This window comes from Sneathia vaginalis (assembly GCF_000973085.1).
Classification (GTDB): Bacteria; Fusobacteriota; Fusobacteriia; order Fusobacteriales; family Leptotrichiaceae; genus Sneathia; species Sneathia vaginalis.
This window is the reverse complement of record NZ_CP011280.1, coordinates 732305-750830: the sequence shown is the minus strand read 5'-3', so window position 1 is coordinate 750830 and position 18526 is coordinate 732305. Positions and strand designations below refer to the sequence as shown.

General features: G+C 27.1%; 19 protein-coding genes. 12 read left to right on the top strand and 7 right to left on the bottom strand.

The genetic code is table 11. The features are described 5' to 3' along the window. Window positions 1-603, top strand: coding sequence for a trimeric intracellular cation channel family protein (locus VC03_RS03820; protein ID WP_046328742.1), 603 nt, complete (start codon window positions 1-3; stop codon window positions 601-603). 22 nt (window positions 604-625) lie between these two features. Here VC03_RS03820 and VC03_RS03815 read toward each other — a convergent pair whose 3' ends face one another. The 7 genes from VC03_RS03815 to VC03_RS03785 all read right to left on the bottom strand — a co-directional run bounded on the left by VC03_RS03815 (window position 626) and on the right by VC03_RS03785 (window position 7495). Then, the gene (locus VC03_RS03815; protein WP_046328741.1) at window positions 626-2098 is read right to left on the bottom strand and encodes a DUF1846 domain-containing protein; all 1473 of its coding nucleotides are present in this window, start codon (window positions 2096-2098) and stop codon (window positions 626-628) included. A 95-nt stretch (window positions 2099-2193) separates the two neighbouring features. Next, window positions 2194-3087: an EamA family transporter gene (locus VC03_RS03810; protein ID WP_046328740.1), complete on the bottom strand. Its 894-nt coding sequence runs from the start codon at window positions 3085-3087 to the stop codon at window positions 2194-2196. A gap of 7 nt (window positions 3088-3094) precedes the next feature. Continuing rightward, entirely contained in the window at window positions 3095-4246 is a 1152-nt protein-coding gene (locus tag VC03_RS03805; protein WP_046328739.1) for an MFS transporter, read from the bottom strand. An 8-nt stretch (window positions 4247-4254) separates the two neighbouring features. After that, on the bottom strand, window positions 4255-5406 hold the full coding sequence (locus VC03_RS03800; protein ID WP_046328738.1) for an MFS transporter: 1152 nt from the start codon (window positions 5404-5406) through the stop codon (window positions 4255-4257). 11 nt (window positions 5407-5417) lie between these two features. Beyond that, on the bottom strand, window positions 5418-6671 hold the full coding sequence (gene rho, locus VC03_RS03795) for a transcription termination factor Rho (protein ID WP_192941474.1): 1254 nt from the start codon (window positions 6669-6671) through the stop codon (window positions 5418-5420). Next, on the bottom strand, window positions 6668-7273 hold the full coding sequence (locus tag VC03_RS03790) for a ribonuclease H family protein (RefSeq protein ID WP_046328737.1): 606 nt from the start codon (window positions 7271-7273) through the stop codon (window positions 6668-6670). Before VC03_RS03790 ends, rho begins: the two co-directional genes overlap by 4 nt. 9 nt (window positions 7274-7282) lie before the next feature. After that, entirely contained in the window at window positions 7283-7495 is a 213-nt protein-coding gene (locus VC03_RS03785; protein ID WP_046328736.1) for a heavy-metal-associated domain-containing protein, read from the bottom strand. 136 nt (window positions 7496-7631) lie between these two features. Here VC03_RS03785 and VC03_RS03780 point away from each other — a divergent pair, with 136 nt between their 5' ends. The 11 genes from VC03_RS03780 (at window position 7632) to VC03_RS03730 (ending at window position 18522) form a co-directional block, all read left to right on the top strand. Then, window positions 7632-8279 (top strand): JAB domain-containing protein, encoded by a 648-nt coding sequence (locus VC03_RS03780; RefSeq protein ID WP_046328735.1) that lies wholly within the window; start codon window positions 7632-7634, stop codon window positions 8277-8279. Beyond that, entirely contained in the window at window positions 8276-8788 is a 513-nt protein-coding gene (gene ricT, locus VC03_RS03775; protein ID WP_046328734.1) for a PSP1 family protein, read from the top strand. Before VC03_RS03780 ends, ricT begins: the two co-directional genes overlap by 4 nt. Next, window positions 8789-9367 carry a methyltransferase gene (locus VC03_RS03770; protein WP_052727693.1) on the top strand — a complete coding sequence of 193 codons (579 nt, stop codon included), beginning with the start codon at window positions 8789-8791 and terminating at the stop codon, window positions 9365-9367. A gap of 182 nt (window positions 9368-9549) precedes the next feature. Further along, window positions 9550-11673 (top strand): hypothetical protein, encoded by a 2124-nt coding sequence (locus VC03_RS03765; protein ID WP_046328733.1) that lies wholly within the window; start codon window positions 9550-9552, stop codon window positions 11671-11673. 20 nt (window positions 11674-11693) lie between these two features. Further along, window positions 11694-12113 carry a hypothetical protein gene (locus tag VC03_RS03760; RefSeq protein WP_046328732.1) on the top strand — a complete coding sequence of 140 codons (420 nt, stop codon included), beginning with the start codon at window positions 11694-11696 and terminating at the stop codon, window positions 12111-12113. After that, complete coding sequence (locus VC03_RS03755; protein WP_046328731.1) at window positions 12103-12891, top strand: hypothetical protein; 789 nt, start codon at window positions 12103-12105, stop codon at window positions 12889-12891. Before VC03_RS03760 ends, VC03_RS03755 begins: the two co-directional genes overlap by 11 nt. Next, window positions 12884-13528: an FHA domain-containing protein gene (locus VC03_RS03750; protein ID WP_158500361.1), complete on the top strand. Its 645-nt coding sequence runs from the start codon at window positions 12884-12886 to the stop codon at window positions 13526-13528. The genes VC03_RS03755 and VC03_RS03750 overlap by 8 nt, the downstream gene beginning before the upstream one ends. A gap of 12 nt (window positions 13529-13540) precedes the next feature. Then, the gene (locus tag VC03_RS03745) at window positions 13541-14026 is read left to right on the top strand and encodes an FHA domain-containing protein (protein WP_052727692.1); all 486 of its coding nucleotides are present in this window, start codon (window positions 13541-13543) and stop codon (window positions 14024-14026) included. Further along, a complete protein-coding gene (locus tag VC03_RS03740) occupies window positions 14014-15792 on the top strand; it encodes a hypothetical protein (RefSeq protein WP_046328728.1) in 1779 nt (592 codons plus the stop codon). Before VC03_RS03745 ends, VC03_RS03740 begins: the two co-directional genes overlap by 13 nt. Continuing rightward, window positions 15783-16376 carry an RIO1 family regulatory kinase/ATPase domain-containing protein gene (locus VC03_RS03735; RefSeq protein WP_046328727.1) on the top strand — a complete coding sequence of 198 codons (594 nt, stop codon included), beginning with the start codon at window positions 15783-15785 and terminating at the stop codon, window positions 16374-16376. Before VC03_RS03740 ends, VC03_RS03735 begins: the two co-directional genes overlap by 10 nt. Beyond that, window positions 16333-18522, top strand: coding sequence for a hypothetical protein (locus VC03_RS03730; protein WP_046328726.1), 2190 nt, complete (start codon window positions 16333-16335; stop codon window positions 18520-18522). Before VC03_RS03735 ends, VC03_RS03730 begins: the two co-directional genes overlap by 44 nt. The last annotated feature ends 4 nt before the right edge of the window (window positions 18523-18526 follow it).

Below are 18526 nucleotides of genomic sequence, written 5' to 3'. Positions count from 1 at the left end.
ATGTTTATTGAAAATTTTACATATATAGCTAATTTAATAGGAGTCATTGCCTTTGCAGCTTCTGGTGTAATAAAGGGCATGAAGCATAAGTTAGATATATTGGGTATAATAGTTTTAGCAGTTATGACAGCTGTTGGTGGTGGAATAATACGTGATGTTTTGGTTAATAAGGTGCCGTATGTACTAACAAATACACAGGATATAGTAGTTGCGACTATTACTGCTATAGTACTATTCCTATTTTTAAAAAAGTATAAGAATAAAAAGAGATCATTTTTTAAGGAACTATTAGTTATGGATGCAATAGGACTATCAATATTTACTATTATTGGTGCAAAAATTGCAATTAATGCAAATGTTTCTGTACTATCAGTTTCAATATTTGCAACTATAACAGGAGTAGGTGGTGGAGTAATAAGGGATATATTAGTAGGTGAAATCCCTATAATCCTAAAAGAAGACGTATATGCATTTTTATGTTTTTTTGGCTCTATCATATATTACTACCTACCACGTATCTTTATTAGTGACATAGTAATATTCCTATTGATCCTAATAATCAGGTTGCTTATTATCAAATACAAAGTAAATTTACCAAAATAAAAAGCTCAATAAAGAGCTTTTTTTAGTAATATAATTTATCTGATGCAAATACAGGATCACAAGTAACATCTATTTCAAGTCTTGTGAATATTTGTTCATCTTTTGAATTTAATAATGTTGTTGAATGTGCTTGAGCATTTTTTAGTCTATCTAACATAGTTAGTGCAAGCCCAGCTGTTGGGTTAGTTGCTGCAGATATTGATAGTGCATATAGTACTTCTTCAACAGTAAGTATAGGACTTTCATATCCTAATTTTTCTTTTAAATCTAGCATTGGAGTTAAAACACTTGGTGAAATTAAGTGAATATTATCAGTAATTTTTGCAAGATGTTTTAGTGAGTTTAGTATAGCACTAGCTGCTGAATCCATAGTATCTGTTTTTCTACCACAAATAATTACTCCATCATCTAATTCAATTGCCATTGATGGCATACCTGAAATACTTGCTTTTTGTCTAGCAGGTACTACACAGTTTCTATCAGTTTCTTTTAGATTTAGTTCTTCCATTATCATCTTAGCACGATTTGAAGTTTCTAAATCTACATAACCTTTCTTGTATTCACAAGCAGTCTTAAACATTCTACGAATAATTTCATCGCAAGAAGCTTTTCTTACAACTTCATCGTCAATTATACCAGTTGCAAGTCTATTAACACCCATATCAGTAGGAGACTTATACACTGCATATCCCTTAATTTTTTCAATTATTCTTTTTAAAATAGGGAATGCTTCGATATCTCTATTGTAATTTACAGCGTTAATACCATAAGCATTTAAGTGGAATGGATCTATCATATTAACATCTTTTAAATCCACTGTTGCTGCTTCGTATGCAATATTAACAGGGTGTTTTAATGGTAAATTCCACACAGGGAAAGTTTCAAATTTAGCATATCCAACATTTACGCCTCTTTTGTGTTCATTGTATAGTTGAGATAGGCAAGTTGCAAGTTTACCAGAACCAGGTCCTGGAGCAGTAACTACAACTATAGGTCTTGTTGTTTCAATATATGGTCTTTTTCCAAATCCTTCGTCACTAACGATAACATCAATGTCATTTGGGTATCCCATAGTAGGTTCAAATAGATAAACCTTTATACCTCTACTTTCAAGCTTTTGCTTGAATATTTTAGCAGAAGGTTGTCCTTCATAACGTGTTATTACAACACTATTAACTTTAAGTTCGTTTGAATTTAACTTGTCAATGATTCTTAAAACTTCAGTGTCGTAAGTGATACCTAAATCTCCTCTTAATTTGTTTCTTTCGATATCACCAGAATAAACACAAATAACAACTTCCAATTTATCCTTTAATTTTTTTAAAAGTTCCACTTTAGCATCTTTTTTAAAACCAGGCAATATTCTTTTTGCGTGTAAGTCAGAGAATAATTTACCTCCAAATTCAATGTATAGCTTGTCGTACTCATTTACACGTTCTAGAATGTATTTTGATTGTTCTGTAAGATACTTTTCGTGACTAAATCCAATTTTCATAAATCTCTCCCTCTTAAATTTTTTACATCATAGAATAGCACTAAATGAAAAATATGTAAAGGGGAAATTTAAAAAAAAATGCCATAAGGCATTTATTAATTTTTTGAATATTTACTTACAACTATGATAGATAGTAGGATAATTACAATTCCAAATAATTGAAATATTCCAAAAATTTCTCCCATAAAATTGATTGCAATTAAAAGTGATACTACTGGTTCAAATACAGCTAACATACAAGTAAGTGTAGGCTTTATATATCTTGAGCTTTCTATTAGTAGATAAAATGGTATAACAGTACCGATAATTATTACAACTAAGAATGCAAATAATATTTTTAAATCTTTAAAATATGATAGTGCTATTAGTACGTTGTAGAAAGGTAGTAGTAATACCGAACCTATTATCATACTAAATCCCATTAAAAATGATGTAGGCCATCTAAAGAATTTTTTTGCATCTATGATGTAGAAAGCATAACCAAATGAAGTAACAAGTCCCCATAATATTGCACGAGGGTCTATAGATAATTGTTTTGTACTACCATTAGTTACAACGAAAAATACACCAAGAAGTATCAGTAGGGTACAAATAACCTCAGATATTTGAGGCTTTTTTTTGTATTTTAAACAAACAAATATGATTACTAATATTGGAGCACCAAATTGCATTAATGTTGCAAAAGGTGCTGAACTATATTGTATTGTTGCAAAAAAAGGTAGTTGTACACCCAGCATACCAAATATTGAGTAGATCAAAAGATCAAAGAATTTGTATCTATTATTAACCATATCATATGCCTTATTTATCCCATCTTTATACGCACCATAAAGTATGAATAAAATACCTGCAACAAACATTCTAACAGCTACAAGAGAGATATAGTTGAAATTAGAATTATTAAATATATATTGAGTAAAATTACCACCTATACCCCATAGAGTAGAGCTAAAAGCAGCAAGAAAAATACCATAATATTTTTTGTTCATTATTACCTCACTTTTTAGCACATTTAATTATTAATACAGTACCTAACATTGAAATTATTGTGCTTATAACCAATAGTGCGAAAATAGAAATATTTTGACAAATTTGTGCACCTATGTAGTTACCTAAAATACTTCCTAATGTTAGAGCAGTACCTATATATGCTTGAGCCTTAATTACATCTCTTGTTTCAAAAGTATCTGTTATGTAGAATAATGAAACTGGTATGTATAGGGCAAAACCTAGTGCTTGGAATAGTTGTGAAAAATAGATTAAGTATATATCACCAGATAAAGTACCAATAACTAACATAATTGCCTTTAAACTAAATCCTACTGCTGATACTAAGAAAAGAGTGTAGTAACTGAATTTTTTATGTAGTAATGGTATTGATGCCATAACTGGAAATTCAATTATAGAAGCTACTGTATAGCAAACGCCTACTTCATAAGTTCCATAATTTACGCTTAATAATATATTTCTTAAAAAATTATTAAGTACATTATGAGTGAAAAAAAGTAGTACAACAGATAGAAGTACAACAAAGAAACTTTTGTTTCTATTGTAAAAATCACGAAGACTTACATCAGGTAGATGTTCTTCATGCTTTTTAATTTTACCAAGTGGTCTAAATGTTAGTATCATAAGAATAACTAGAACTGTTAATACTAGAAAATACATAGGTAAAAAGTTAAGTGAGTATTTTACACTTAATGTTCCTAGTATGTATGAGGCTATAGCGTATGAAACTGAACCCATACCTCTAGCAAAACCAAAATTAACTTTGTAGCCTCTACTCATATATTCAAATATGAAGGGATACATAAAAGTTTGTACATTTAAAAAACCACATAAAGCTATTGTATAGCTAGTGTATAGTATTAGTGGATTATCACATATTATCATTAAAATTATTGCAAACACAGAAACAATTAGTGATAGCAAAATTGAACTTCTAACTGTAAAGAATTCATATGTGTCTATCAGTTTAGCTAAGTAAGGTTGTATTATTACTGATAGTATAGAAGCTATTGCTAAAATCGTTCCTATAGTCGAAACTGGGACGCCCTTAGAGCTAAGGTATGGATTTGCAAATGAGAATATTGCACAAAAACATGCCCAATAAAACATTTGCATTAATAAATATTTAAAAGTTTTCATTCATTACCTCACTTTTTAGCACATTTAACTATTAATGCAGTACCTAACATTGAAATTATTGTGCTTATAACCAATAGTGCAAAGATAGAAATATTTTGACAAATTTGTGCACCTATGTAGTTACCTAAAATACTTCCTAATGTTAGAGCAGTACCTATATATGCTTGAGCTTTAATTACATCTCTTGTTTCAAAAGTATCTGTTATGTAGAATAGTGAAACTGGTATGTATATAGCAAAACCTAGTGATTGGAATAGTTGTGAAAAATAGATTAAGTATATATTACCAGATAAAGCACCAATAACCAGCATAATTGCCTTTAAACTAAATCCTACTGCTGATACTAAGAAAAGAGTGTAGTAACTGAATTTTTTGTGTAGTAATGGTATTGATGCCATAACTGGGAATTCACTTAAAGAAGATAGTGTGAAACAAATACCTACTTCATAGTTACTATAGTTTATGCTAACTAAAATATTTCTTAAGAAATTATTAAATGCAGTAGCAGTAAAGAAAATTAAAACAATTGCTAAAAGTACAACAAAGAAACTCTTGTTTCTATTGTAAAAATCGCGAAGACTTACATCAGGTAGATGTTCTTCATGCTTTTTAATTTTACCAAGTGGTTCAAATGTTAGTATCATAAGGATAACTAGAATTGTTAACACTAGAAAATACATGGGTAAAAAGTTAAGTGAGTATTTTGCACTTAATGTTCCTAGTGTATATGAGGCTATGGCGTATGATATTGAGCCCATACCTCTAGCAAAACCAAAATTAACTTTGTAGCCTCTATTCATATATTCAAATATGAAGGGATACATAAAAGTTTGTACATTTAAAAATCCACATAAAGCTATAGTATAGCTAGTGTATAGTATTAGTGGATTATCACATATTATCATTAAAATTATTGCAAATACTGGAACAATTAGTGATAGCAAAATTGAGCTTCTAACTGTAAAGAATTCATATGTGTCTATCAGTTTAGCTAAGTAAGGTTGTATTATTACTGATAGTATAGAAGCTATTGCTAAAATTGTTCCTATTGTTGAAACTGGTACGCCCTTAGAGCTAAGGTACGGATTTGCAAATGAGAATATTGCACAAAAACATGCCCAATAGAACATTTGCATTAATAAATATTTAAAAGTTTTCATTTATTACCTCTTTACATTAAATCGTATTTAATATTATCTATTAATTCTTTATTTGTAGGATATTTCTTGATTAAATCAAGCATGTATTTAAGGGCTTCAGCTTCATTACACTTCATTAATTTTTTTCTTAAAGACCATATAGCTTCAAGTTCTGATTTTGAGTATAGTAATTCCTCTTTTCTTGTTCCGCTTTTTAAGATGTCTATTGCAGGGAATAGTCTTAGTTGTTGTAGGGTTCTATCTAAGATTATTTCCATATTTCCTGTACCTTTAAATTCTTCAAAGATAACTTCATCCATACGGCTACCAGTTTCTATTAGAGCAGTTGCAATTATTGTTAAACTACCACCATTTCTAATATTTCTTGCAGCACCAAGGAATTTTTTAGGCATGTATAGGGCTTTTGGATCTATACCACCACTAATTATTTTCCCACTAGAAGGGATTACTACATTGTATGATCTTGCAAGTCTTGTTAAGCTATCCATTAGTATTAGGATATTTTTACCTTTTTCAACTTCAATCTTGGCAGCTTCTAAAACTTTTTCCGTAACTTTTATATGTATACTAGGGTCTTCATCAAAAGTTGCAGAATAAACTTCAGCTTCTTTAACGGTTTCTTTAATGTCTGTAACTTCTTCTGGACGTTCGTCTATAAGGAGTATCCAAACATCTATATCTTTATTGTATTTAATAATATCGTTTGCAAGGGTTGTAAGTAGGACAGTTTTACCACCTTTTGGTGGAGCAACAATTAGACCTCTTTGTCCCTTACCTATTGGAGAAATTAAATCTATTAGTCTAGAAGAAACTTCACCTTCACCAAGATTAATACGTTCATTAGGGTATGATGGAATTAATTCATCAAATATTGGTCTATTTAAAGCTTTATCTATTGTATCACTATTTATGAATTCAATTTTAATAAGACCATAATTTTTTTCTGTACCTATAGGTACTCTAATTTCACCACAGATAATATCACCTTGTCTTAGGGCGATTTTTCTAATTTGTGAAATAGAGACATATACATCTGCATCAAGTCCAGTATTTCTTAAAAATCCGTAACCGTCATTTAATATATCTAAGGTACCAAATGCATAAAGTTTACCTTGTTCTTCAGCAAGTTTAACACAAAGGTTATTTATTAAATCTTCCCTAATCATCGATTTATAGTTTGGGATATTATGTTTTTTAGCTAATTCTCTTAATTTTGTTGTTTTATAGCTCAATAGTTCATTCAAAATTTTTACCTCGACTTTCATTTATGAAATCCCAAATCAGCTGGATTAATATCACCAGAAATTCTTTTTAAAACACCATTTCTGCTTACAAATTCATTATACAGCTTATTGGTACGTTGTATTAAATTGATGGTATCACCATCAATATTGTTTTTGTTATATATACAATGGACCCAGTAGTCTATAACAAGTTTACTATCACCTAAAATATATTTAATATCATATTTTAAGGCATATTTTAAGGCAAAAAAAAGACCAGTTAGCTCACCAAAATTATTTGTTCTTGTAGGGCCAACTTGATAATTTCCAAATTTGTTTATTAAATTATCAGGTAACACATAATGGAGTAGAGAATTTTTGTTTACATCAGTAACTCTAACTTCAACTCCTATACCACGTCCAGTTCCTGCATCGAAATAGATAGCATCTTTAATTAGACTTGAGTAGTCAATTTCTTTTTTTTCATAAGTACAACCATTTTTTATCCATTCATTTGCAAGTTCTAGTGTATTGAATTTTTTGTATCTAGAATTCTTTTTTGAGATAATTATTTTACACTTATCCCAGCTATCAACAATTCCAGTTTTTCTTTCATCTATTAAATAATATGCATAAAAAGCCATTGTTCTCCTTTATTTTATATCAATTAAATTATAGTTTCCAGCAGATTTTATTACTGATTTTAGAGTATCTGTAGATATGGCAGAATTTAATTCAAGTTCGATTGTATTATTTTCTAAATCTATTATTGCATCTTCGACTTCAGGAAGACTAAATAAATTTTTTGATATTTTTTGTGCACAGTCATCACAAGTAATACCAGTAACTGATAATATTTTTTTCATTGTACACCTCCTTTATACAGGGAATTATACCATACTTATATCAAATTAAAAAGTGATATAGTAAAAATTACTAAAATATGTTAGAATGAATGTATGAAACACCCCATATTTGCTTTAAGTTTAAGGGGTTGGGTAAATGAATATAACGGAAAAATTTTTGAAATATGGTAGTACAAGTTTAGAACAGAGCGAATTACTAGAAGTCCTTCTATATCTTTCAGGAGTAAAAAATGCACAGACTAAATCTAAAAAATTATTAGAAAAATATGCTGATATATACAATATACTTGCAGTGGATAATAACTTTATTGAAAATGAAAAAGGAATAAATGTTAAATTTTTAATTTTAAAGAAATTAATAAATGATTTTTGTAGCGAAATACAGTATTATAACCTGAAAAGTAAGGGCGAAGTCTTAAACAAGGTAGATAAAGTTGTAGAATTTTTTAAAAAGAAAAGTACATATATGAATAACGAATATTTTAATATACTTTTTTTAAATATTAATTATGAGATAATTTGTTATGAAACGGTATCTAAGGGAACTATAGATAGAAGTATAGTTTTTATGCGTACTGTAATATCAAAAACGATATGTTGTAATGCTAAAAATATAATAATAACTCATAATCATCCGTCTGGTAATATTAGACCATCACAAGAAGATATTAAGATAACGCATAAAATACTAGAAGGACTTAAGTTATTTGATATAAATTTAATTGACCATATTATTGTAGGAAAAAATGATTATTTTAGTTTTGTAGAAGGAGGTTTATTGTGAAGGTCTTGAATATACGTTTTAGAAAGACAAAGAAAGTATATCCCTTTATTGTACAAGATGAAGGTAAGTATTCTAAGGGAGATTACGTAATTGTTGAAACAATAAGAGGAGATCAAATAGGAACTGTTATTAGTAAATCTGAAATACAAGCAGGAACTGATGAAGTTTCTGATGATATAAAGATAAGGGAAGTAAAAAGAAAATTAAGTGAAAAAGAAATTAAAACATTAGATGAATTAGATAAAAAAGCAGATGAAGCCTATTTCAAATGTAAGAAAATTGTAAAAAAGATTCTACCAGAAATGAATCTTGTTATAGGTGAATACACATTTGGAGAAGAAAAACTAATTTTTTACTTTACAGCTGAAGAAAGACTAGATTTTAGAGAATTAGTAAGAGAAGTTAATAAGGCATTTAATAGAAGAGTAGAATTTTATCAAATTAAACAAAATGATGAAGGAAGAATACTTAATGCATTTGGTAGATATGGTAAGGAGCTATATTGGTAAATGATAGAAAAAATTGATGAATATGAAATTGACTTAGATAGAAGCAACTTTAATATTACAAATGATGCTATTACACTATTTAACTTTATGATAGAAGATGATATAAGTCGTGGTAGCATTTTAGAAATAGGTCCAGGAAGTGGATATATTTGCCTTAAATTGTATAAGTATAATAAGGATATTACGGCTGTTGAAATACAAAAAGAAGTCTTTGAAGTATTAGAAAAAAATATAAGGAAAAATAGTTTGAATATTATTTGCTTAAATGAGGATGTATTAAAACATGATAAAAAATATGACTTCATTGTTACAAATCCACCATATTACAAGATAAATAGTGGTAAATATCCTAAAAGTGATATAATGAAATTTTCTAAATTTGAATTTTTGCTATCCCAAGAAGCACTGGTAAGCAAGATAAAATCATTATTAAAAGATGAAAATTCAAGGTTTTATATGGTATATCCTATAGAAAGAAAAAATGAATTAGTAAAAAATTTAGATAAAAATGGATTAATTATTAAAAAAGAACTAGAAAAATCTCGACTATACTTTATATCTGGTTCACTTAAAAAGTAAGTTTTTAAAACTTACTTTTTTTTGATTAAAAAAATTAAAATGCTTTTGTAATAGAAAATATTATTACTAGAAAAAATATAAAAATTTTTTTTAAAAAAGTAATGAAAAAAAATACAAAAAAAAGTTATGAAAAAAATTTTTTTTGAATATAATAATATCAAGAAGCAAATATGGGAGGGATTATGGAAAAAATATCGCAGACAAATAGAACAATATTGTTCGAACAAATTAATCCTGATAAGCTAAATTTATTAACTATAATCGGGGAAACAGAACTTCAAAATAGCTTGAGTGACGACATGATAGAAGAGATTAACAAAGAATTATTAGTAGAAAGCTTTGATGATTTCTTAATTAAATTTGAGCCTACTATATATAGTTATTTTGATGCAAATAAAAATAAGGTATGTTATACATTAGAAAAAGATGTAAATATACCCAGTGAATGTGTGACAGAGATAAGGCTTGGAAAGGATAATGCATTTTTTAGAATGCTATTAGCCTTATTGGATGCACGTAATAATAATAAAGTTAAGAATGTTAACTTTAATTATACAGATATATTAGAGTTGTTATCACCTAAGAAAATAATAGAGAATCTAAAACAATCAAGAAAAGAAATAAATTATCTTTATGATAAGTATGAGAATTTAGATGATAAGAATCCTGAAAAAAAGGAAATTGGTGATAAGTTGAATTATGCGTTTTTAGAGGCATCTAAAAACTATAACAATGTACTTTCTATGTTACCATTAGCAATAGAGGATATAGAGGTTAGATTATCGCTAGATAAGTCTAATAATCCGTTAAATAAGCTTGATAGGATAAAGCCTGGGCTATTAACAATAGCTGAAAATGGTAGCCTTGAAATTACAGAAATTAATACAACTTCTAATCTTTTACAAATTGAGTCAAATCAAAAAAACACAGAAAACTTAGCTCAACTTTTTATAGACGACTATAACGAAACTGTCGAGTATAAGAGTACATATGTAGCTAATTTAATATCAAGATCTTATGTTCCAAATAGTGTTACATTAAATGAAATAGATATTGAAAAAGAAATTACAAATTACAATTCATACCTTGAGATATATAAGCAATCGCAAGATGACTTTATAACTATATCAAAAGAATTAGTAAAAAAGGTATTAGGTATTAAAATTTTCTTTGATCAATACAACACGAAGTATAAGCAAATGAAACCTAAACTATTAATTACAAACTTTAAAGTAGATTTACTGATGAATCCTAAAAGCAAAAAGGCATTGGCAATATATTTAAATACTGTAAATAATAAGAATGATTTTACAAATACTATATGGTTTGGAATATTACCTAATGTTAATTATGACGTAAGTATAGAAAATCAAAAAATAAAGAAAAAGTTTATGGGTAGCGATACGGAAGAAATTTTAGAAAAGAATAAGTTTAATGATATTTTAAATATTGCAGACTTATTAGAAAAATACAAGATACAACTATTTTTCAACTTCCAAGCAAGCGATAAAACAGATTTCAAAACTTTTTCAATAAATGGTGTTGAAGAGTACAAGAAAAAAACTATGGTTTTAGAAGATAAAACATATTCTGAATACCTTATACCAGTATTTCCAAACTTTACAATAATACCTAAGAATAAGTCTAAAGTAACTATAGGAATGACTAAGGGTGATGAGAATAAAGAGCTATTCTATTACATTAATGGACTATATATAGATGCAAGCTATGCTGCAGCTGGATTAATATCAGCTTATCAGTGTCCAGGATACCTAAAAGATAGGTTTAAAAATGTAAATCCTAGCATACCAGGAGTTAGAATAAATATTGAATCTAGCGAGAATAGTTTTGAAATAAAAACAACCTTACCTAAGGAAATTTCAGGATATACAGTTGATATTAAAAATAGTATAAATGAGGCTAATTATGGTTTTGTATTTGCAAGTGAGAATGCAATATATAACGGGAATGTTGTTGATAATGTAACTGTGTATAAGGCTAGAAGTATGAATAAATCTGGAGGATATAACTATGAACCTATATACAAAACATTGACATGTACGTATATAGAAAGGATTATGAGATATGAAACAACAGATTTTAAAGAAGATAGGCTTAATTTCTTCTTTAGCTCAAGTCCTAATAGTACTAAAAGTTTATGGTCAAAAAATTCAATGTATGTAAATGCAATATTAAGAGCTGAAGATGATATGACATATTCAATAGACTCTAATACATGCAGTTTAAATTTAAGCTTTGCAGGTGATGTGAAGCACTTGAATCTTATGATAAATTCTAAAGAATAAATTGAAAGGGGGTGATAATAATGGGGTTTAAAGTAGTGATAAAAGGTAATAACGATGAAATAGTATTAGAAAAAGATAGAGTATTGGATGTAAGGTATATATCAGATACACCTAATGACTCTAATGCTAGGGCAACTGACCTAAATGTTAGTCTTGAAATAAGCGGTAAGGTAACTAATGAAAAGGATGATATGACCAAAAAGCTGTGTTCGTGGTCATTAGTTCCATCAGAGTCACAAGATGCATATAAGGATTTAACATTTGAAGTAGTTTCAGCAGGGACAGTTATCAGAAAAGTAAATTTACCTAATATATTCATAGTTGATTATGAAGAAAGTTTCAATGTAAAAAATGGTACAGGAGTATTTAGAATTTTATTGAGACAGAAAAAAGAAAAAATTAGTTCTATAGCTGTAGAAGGTGGTTATAGTGCAAACTAGTTTTTCAACAAAAATACCCAAATTTGAACATTATGGGTTAATTACAAGTGATAGTTTAAATTTAATAAGCTTTAATCTAATAGACTACATAAATGCTAAGTACACTTCTTCAAGTGATGGTGTAGTATCTGGGTTTGAAATAAAATATATAGGTGATGAAAATACTTTTTTAATTAAAAAGGGCCTTATAAAAATAAATAAAAAGATATTTTGGCTAAATTCAGACTTAAAGATAGGCTTACCAACAGATGAAGGTAGATATAAGTGTATAGTTGATGTCAAATGCAATAATACAGAACTATACTTTTCAAATGTAATAAGTTTAACTCTAGTTAAAAGTGATGAACAAGTAGAAAATGAATTCTTGTTATTTGAAGTAATTTTAAGACATGGTGCACAAATACGTGATGAAACAAACTATTTTGAAGAATTTAGAGATGAATTTAATGCGATAAGTTTAATTAATCAAAAGTATAGTGCAAGTAATAGTGAATTTTCAACACTATCACCCATAATCTTAAAAAAATGGGCATATACTGCAAGTCAAAAACTTAGATTAGAAAATATTGATTTAAATTTTATCTTTCTATGTTTAAATAGCATAGTTAAAAAGGAATTATTAATTGCATACTTAGAAAATAAGCTAGGGATTTCTATTAATATTAACGAAATTACAAACAGTGAGATAATAAAAAAATTAGCAAGTATATTAAAGGGTAATATGAAAAAGGAAAAGAAGGAAAAAGAGGATTATGAGGAATCTTTTTATCTTGAATAGAGTTTTTAGATATATATTTAAAAATGTAAAGTCTAAGGACATAAAAAAAATCTCTATTAGGAAAAACTTTTTAAAACCTGAGTATACAGTAGTAATATTGATGATTATTATTGTAATAATATACGGCATAATTTCACAAAAACCTAAAAATACATTCTTGTTACTTCTAACATTTTTTACAATGTACAATAGCGTTTATGTGTTGTTCATAAATAAGGTTATTTCCAAAAAAATGGAAAAAGAGATTTATGAATTTGATAAACGTGAAAAAGATAAAAAAAGAGAGTTAATTAGAAAGAAATATAATATTAATGAAATAATAGTCTTAGATGATTACGGCGATGATAAGCATATATATAAGGTATTGAAGAATGAATACGTTATAGGTAAAAATTCAAAAAGTGCCATTGTGGATATAGATCTTACAGACCAAATAAATAGTGATTTTGTAAGTAGGAGACATGCAAGAATCTATAAACAAGACAATAAATTCTATGTTGTAGATGAGGGCTCTAAAAATGGTACGGATGTAATAAAAACAAACAATAGGAAAATTAATTTAATAGCATTTAAGGGTGAGAATATATTAGTAGGAGATATTATACATATTCATGGTATAAAAATACTCCTAAATTAAAAGGGTATAATTATGAAATTAGAAAGATGTAAAAAAGGTCATTTTTATGACAGTACAAGTATAAAGTTTTGTCCTTATTGTGAAAATACAGTTAATAAAACACAAGACTTATTGGAAACAGATGAAGAAAGAGGAACGGTTGCATACATTCCTATAAAAATAGTTCCAGTTGTAGGGTGGCTTATCTGTATTGAAGGAATAGAAAAGGGTAAAGACTATAGATTAGTTGATAAAAGAAACTTTATAGGTAGTACTGAAGATATGGACGTATGTATATTAGACAAAAAAATAGAAAAAACTGATAACTTCATTATCACATACAATGAAAAACAAAGAGTTTTTGTAATTTCTCCAGGTCAAGCAGGTAATATTGTATACTTAAATAAGAAGGCGGTATATGAAACAACACAACTTGAGAACTATAGTTTAATAGAAATAGGCGATACAAAACTTGTTTTTGTTAAATTTTGTGGAGAACATTTCGTATGGAACATGTAGTTTTAGAATGTCTAAATACAGAGTTTATTGAAAACGAAAGTTCATATTTTGGTTATCTTGAAAAAGATGGAATAGTAGTATATATTTATTCGAAGGTAAAAGAAAATGAGAAAGTAGATAAAATATCAAAACAAATAGTAGAAAATATTGCTAGTAAGTGTATAGAAGAAGATTTAGAGTATAATCCAAAATATATGATGTACATAGTAGAGAGTTTAAATATGGATTACAAGAATCTTGAGGTTCTAACTATTATTCAAACAAACGCTAATACATTTAATGCTGTTATTCTAGGAGATATCACATTAAAGTTATTTAGAAATGATGTAGTAGAATTTGAAGCTATTAATCAAGGGGGGACTAAACAACTTGATGGATATATAGTAGAAGAAAAAGCACTTGAAAGTGGAGATGTACTAAAATTGTTTTCAAAAGAACTAGCATGTCTTACTATTAATATCAAAAAAACAAGGCAAATAGATAATGCCACAAAAAATAATAAAAAATGGTTTAAAATCTTAACAATCAGTTTCATTTTTCTTTTCTTTATTATCTACATAATCTTTAATTACTGGACAATAAAAAGATATGAAAATAAAATAGATAATATTAATAATGACCTTAAAATATATATAAAAAACAATGAAGTTCAAAATATAAGTATAGAGTTAAAAAACTTAGAAAAAGTATATAAAAATTTAGACAAAAAACTATTTCTAATCATACCACGCAAAAAAGAGGTAAAGTTCATTGATGATAAGAATAAAATTAAAACATTAAGATTAGATGTTGAAGTTTTAAAAGATGTAAAAGATAAGATGGACTTAGCTAAAAAATGTGTAGAAAAATATAAATTCCCTAATGCTCGTGAGTTATTTGAAAATATTTCTCGTAGTCATACAGAAATACTAAATATTGATAACTTAAAAAAAGAAGCCGTGCTTAATATATCAATGTTGAATGATTTAGATAACATAGATAAAAAAATTGATGAAGCTACTGAATTATTTAACAAGTTTAAGTTTAAAAAGTCTAAGACTATTTTTGAAAGCGTAGAAACGATATGCTTAAAGTATAAGATAAGTATAAGTCTTAAGGACAAAATACAAGAGTGCGATGAAAAGATAAATGAGATATTAGAAGAGATAGAAGCACTTAATTTAAAAGCAGAAGAAAACAAGGAAAAAAATGTAAATTTAACTTTGAATAGTTACTTTGAAATGCTAAAACGTTATGATATGTTGGACGACGAATTGAATAGTATGAAGATTAAGGAAAAAATCAAAAAACTTGAAGAGGTCAAGGAGTTTGATAGGAGACATGCTATTGAATTAAGAGCCGAAGCAATTAATTTGAATGATAACTATGAATGCAGAGAAGCTCTAGAAGCAATGTTAGAGTCAAATCTAATATTTAAAAAACACGGTCTATTAGAAGAGCTTTTAATAAATAGTGATCATATCAAAAAAATAAAGAAAACAATGAGAGACGAATTGGAAAAAAGTCAAAACAATAATATAAAAAAAGAAAGAAAGGTAAGTAATAATCGGGAACAAATCATACGTAGCATCAATTCATGTATACAAAAAGGCGATAGTTGTATAAAAGAAGATAATATAGATGATGCAATAATAGAATATCAAAGAGCTATACAATACTGTGAAAAGATAAATTACACTGGTGATAAAGTAGATAAATTAAAGAAAAAACTAGCGTATGCAATAAAAAAATCAAAAGGAAGCAAATGGTGGCAAATATGGAAATAGGAGTTAGCGACACGTATATAAAAATATCGAATGTTTTTATCTTTGACGATTATGTCATAAAAGAATACTATCACAGATATGATTTTGTAGACCATATAGTCAAAAATGAAATGGATATAAATATGAGGCTATTAAACTTAGGTATTTCTTTCATACCTAAACTACTATCAGTTGAGAAAAATATGCAAAAAACTAAATTAGCATTTAAAAAAATTGATGGTAGAACTCTTGCGTCTTTAAAATTCTCATATATGGAGTTTGAAGAAAAATTTAAAATTTTCATGAAGATTCTGAATATGGTTAAAGTTTTACATATTAATAATTTGATTCATAATGATTTAAGTTTAGCAAATTTAATGCTAAATCATGATAAAGAGGTGTATATGATAGACTTTGCTCTATCCACCTCTTTTAATAAAAAAGACAGTATAAATGACTTAAATTCATTAACGTATATAGGTTATAAGATATTTAATGTTAAATTTGATATTAAAGCAGATGATATACATAATTATATAAGGAAAATAGGTGAAATAAAATATGAGTTACTATACAAGAGAGGATTTAAAGTTAAAGACCTATGATAAATTATATAAAATAGCTATAAATGAAAAATTAATTAATATATTTGCAAGTGATAAAACCAAAAGTGAACTTATAGACCTAATACTTCTATATAGACAAGATAATACAGAAAAAAAGATTTTGACTCTTGATTATGAAGGATTTTTTAGACTTCAAGAACTATTTGACAAGAAGTTAAGAGAACTACCTATTGAGGCAACAGATATTCAAGTACCATATAGTATAAAGATATTTGAAAATGCAGATTTTAGTGAGGATGACAATTACTATGTATTAGTTTCTAAAAATTTACATATTTCAACTAGTATTTGTATGATAACAGCTGACAATGGCTATGTTTACTGTATATTAAGTTTAGTAGAAGATACTAAATATGAAGATAAGGTGTATAGAAAGTATAAAATAAATAGTGAATATGTTGAAAGATTAAACTTTGATTATGAATACTACAAAAACCCAAAAATGTACTTTTTTGAAAATACTATGGGGGATATTGTTAGAAATGTATATTTCAATAAAAGAATAGATGTAATACCAGAAAAGATACCCTGCTATAGTATAAAGTTGTTTGAGCTTAAAGCAGAAAAGTTAAAGGAAGTTAAAAGTCCTTTTCCCATTTTATTTATTGATAATAAGGTGTACTGTAAGTATTTTACTAAAGATTTTTTAATGTATATTCATAAAATACAAAATGACAATTTTTTAATAGACTATTTTGAAAATGCAAAAGATAGGGTGCTGGCAAAAGAATTAAATTTTTATGCTAGTTGTTTTCAAGATATGTCTAAATTTTTTTTAGATATAAATTCTAATATAGAAGTGTATGATGACTATTTGCAAAGTAAAATAGTACCAAAAAAGCAACTTGTTAATCAGTTTATAGAATATTTGATAAAAAAAATATGTGCATACTCTAAATGCAGGTATACCAAAATATACAGCATAGGACTAAATATACAAGATGATAGATTTGTATATATTGATTTACCATTTGTATTGTCATATTCTAAGATAAAAAGGCTTAATAAGACATACAAAAGTGAGAAGTTTTTAGCTATTGTTTCTGAGTTTGATAATTTAAATATATCAGAAAATCAATTTAATATATTTGAAAAAGATATAAACTACGATATTACAGTTAATACTAATATTAACACCGTAAACTATAACCTAAACTTTAATACTTTAATAAAAGAAATAATTTATTTATTAAAATTAAAGTTATTAAAAATCAATATATCCATATGCTCTATAAACGATTTAATAAAAAAAATAGATAGTATAGGATATAGGGCAGTAAAGGATGATTTATTTAAAGATTATGATGATATAGAATCTAAATTTAGTACGGATTGTTTTAAATATCAAAATCTAGTATCAGAAAAATATCATGAAATAAAGAAAAATTATTATACACTATTAAATGAGGCATATGATGAATTAAATAATTATCTAAATTGTAAGAGTACAAATTTAGAAAAAAATATGATAGAGTATGTTTTATGCCTTGAGTTATATAACTTTTTAAATAATTTTTTTAAAAAGTTTACTGTAATTGAGTTATTGAAGAGATATAAGGGTGTTTGTTTAATGGGTAAGATAATTAAATCAGAACTTTTCTACAACCTTTTAAAAGAATTTATACCAGGTAAGATAATAAAATACACTGATGTAAATAATGATAACTATGAATACATACTAGAGTTGATATATGAGTACATAGAAGATGAAGAGTTAGCTAAGATAAAGCTATTAAATAACATTACTTATGATGTAAGGGCGTATATAATAGAGGCAACTAACTTTAAAGATGTATATGAGGTAGTATTAGATACAACAAAAACAGATATAGGGTATATAGACAAATTAGATACTGTTACTAAGCTTGATATAAAAATAAAAGACAGTGAAATGGATATTGTATATAGTCTTAATTTGGATTTAAAAAAAGAGTTTTATGAAAGAGATGAACTTGATACAAGACTTAATCAAGAATTTTTAGATAATATAGACAATGCGATTATTCGTATATTTTTTATATCTAAAGAGATGAAAATCTTCTATAAATGTGCAACGAGGTACGATGATCAGGTGTTTGTAACGGATGAGTATATGCTGAAATTTGACACGGATTTGAAATCGTGATATA

Bases quoted from the DNA above. Each gene is read 5' to 3' on its own strand.
- VC03_RS03805 (WP_046328739.1), bottom strand. From the start codon at position 4,246: ATGAAAACTTTTAAATATTTATTAATGCAAATGTTTTATTGGGCATGT.
- VC03_RS03770 (WP_052727693.1), top strand. From the start codon at position 8,789: ATGATAGAAAAAATTGATGAATATGAAATTGACTTAGATAGAAGCAAC.
- VC03_RS03745 (WP_052727692.1), top strand. From the start codon at position 13,541: ATGAAATTAGAAAGATGTAAAAAAGGTCATTTTTATGACAGTACAAGT.
- VC03_RS03815 (WP_046328741.1), bottom strand. From the start codon at position 2,098: ATGAAAATTGGATTTAGTCACGAAAAGTATCTTACAGAACAATCAAAA.
- VC03_RS03790 (WP_046328737.1), bottom strand. From the start codon at position 7,273: ATGGCTTTTTATGCATATTATTTAATAGATGAAAGAAAAACTGGAATT.
- VC03_RS03735 (WP_046328727.1), top strand. From the start codon at position 15,783: ATGGAAATAGGAGTTAGCGACACGTATATAAAAATATCGAATGTTTTT.
- rho (WP_192941474.1), bottom strand. From the start codon at position 6,671: ATGAAAGTCGAGGTAAAAATTTTGAATGAACTATTGAGCTATAAAACA.
- VC03_RS03780 (WP_046328735.1), top strand. From the start codon at position 7,632: ATGAATATAACGGAAAAATTTTTGAAATATGGTAGTACAAGTTTAGAA.
- VC03_RS03740 (WP_046328728.1), top strand. From the start codon at position 14,014: ATGGAACATGTAGTTTTAGAATGTCTAAATACAGAGTTTATTGAAAAC.
- VC03_RS03800 (WP_046328738.1), bottom strand. From the start codon at position 5,406: ATGAAAACTTTTAAATATTTATTAATGCAAATGTTCTATTGGGCATGT.
- VC03_RS03820 (WP_046328742.1), top strand. From the start codon at position 1: ATGTTTATTGAAAATTTTACATATATAGCTAATTTAATAGGAGTCATT.
- VC03_RS03760 (WP_046328732.1), top strand. From the start codon at position 11,694: ATGGGGTTTAAAGTAGTGATAAAAGGTAATAACGATGAAATAGTATTA.
- VC03_RS03730 (WP_046328726.1), top strand. From the start codon at position 16,333: ATGAGTTACTATACAAGAGAGGATTTAAAGTTAAAGACCTATGATAAA.
- VC03_RS03765 (WP_046328733.1), top strand. From the start codon at position 9,550: ATGGAAAAAATATCGCAGACAAATAGAACAATATTGTTCGAACAAATT.
- VC03_RS03785 (WP_046328736.1), bottom strand. From the start codon at position 7,495: ATGAAAAAAATATTATCAGTTACTGGTATTACTTGTGATGACTGTGCA.
- VC03_RS03810 (WP_046328740.1), bottom strand. From the start codon at position 3,087: ATGAACAAAAAATATTATGGTATTTTTCTTGCTGCTTTTAGCTCTACT.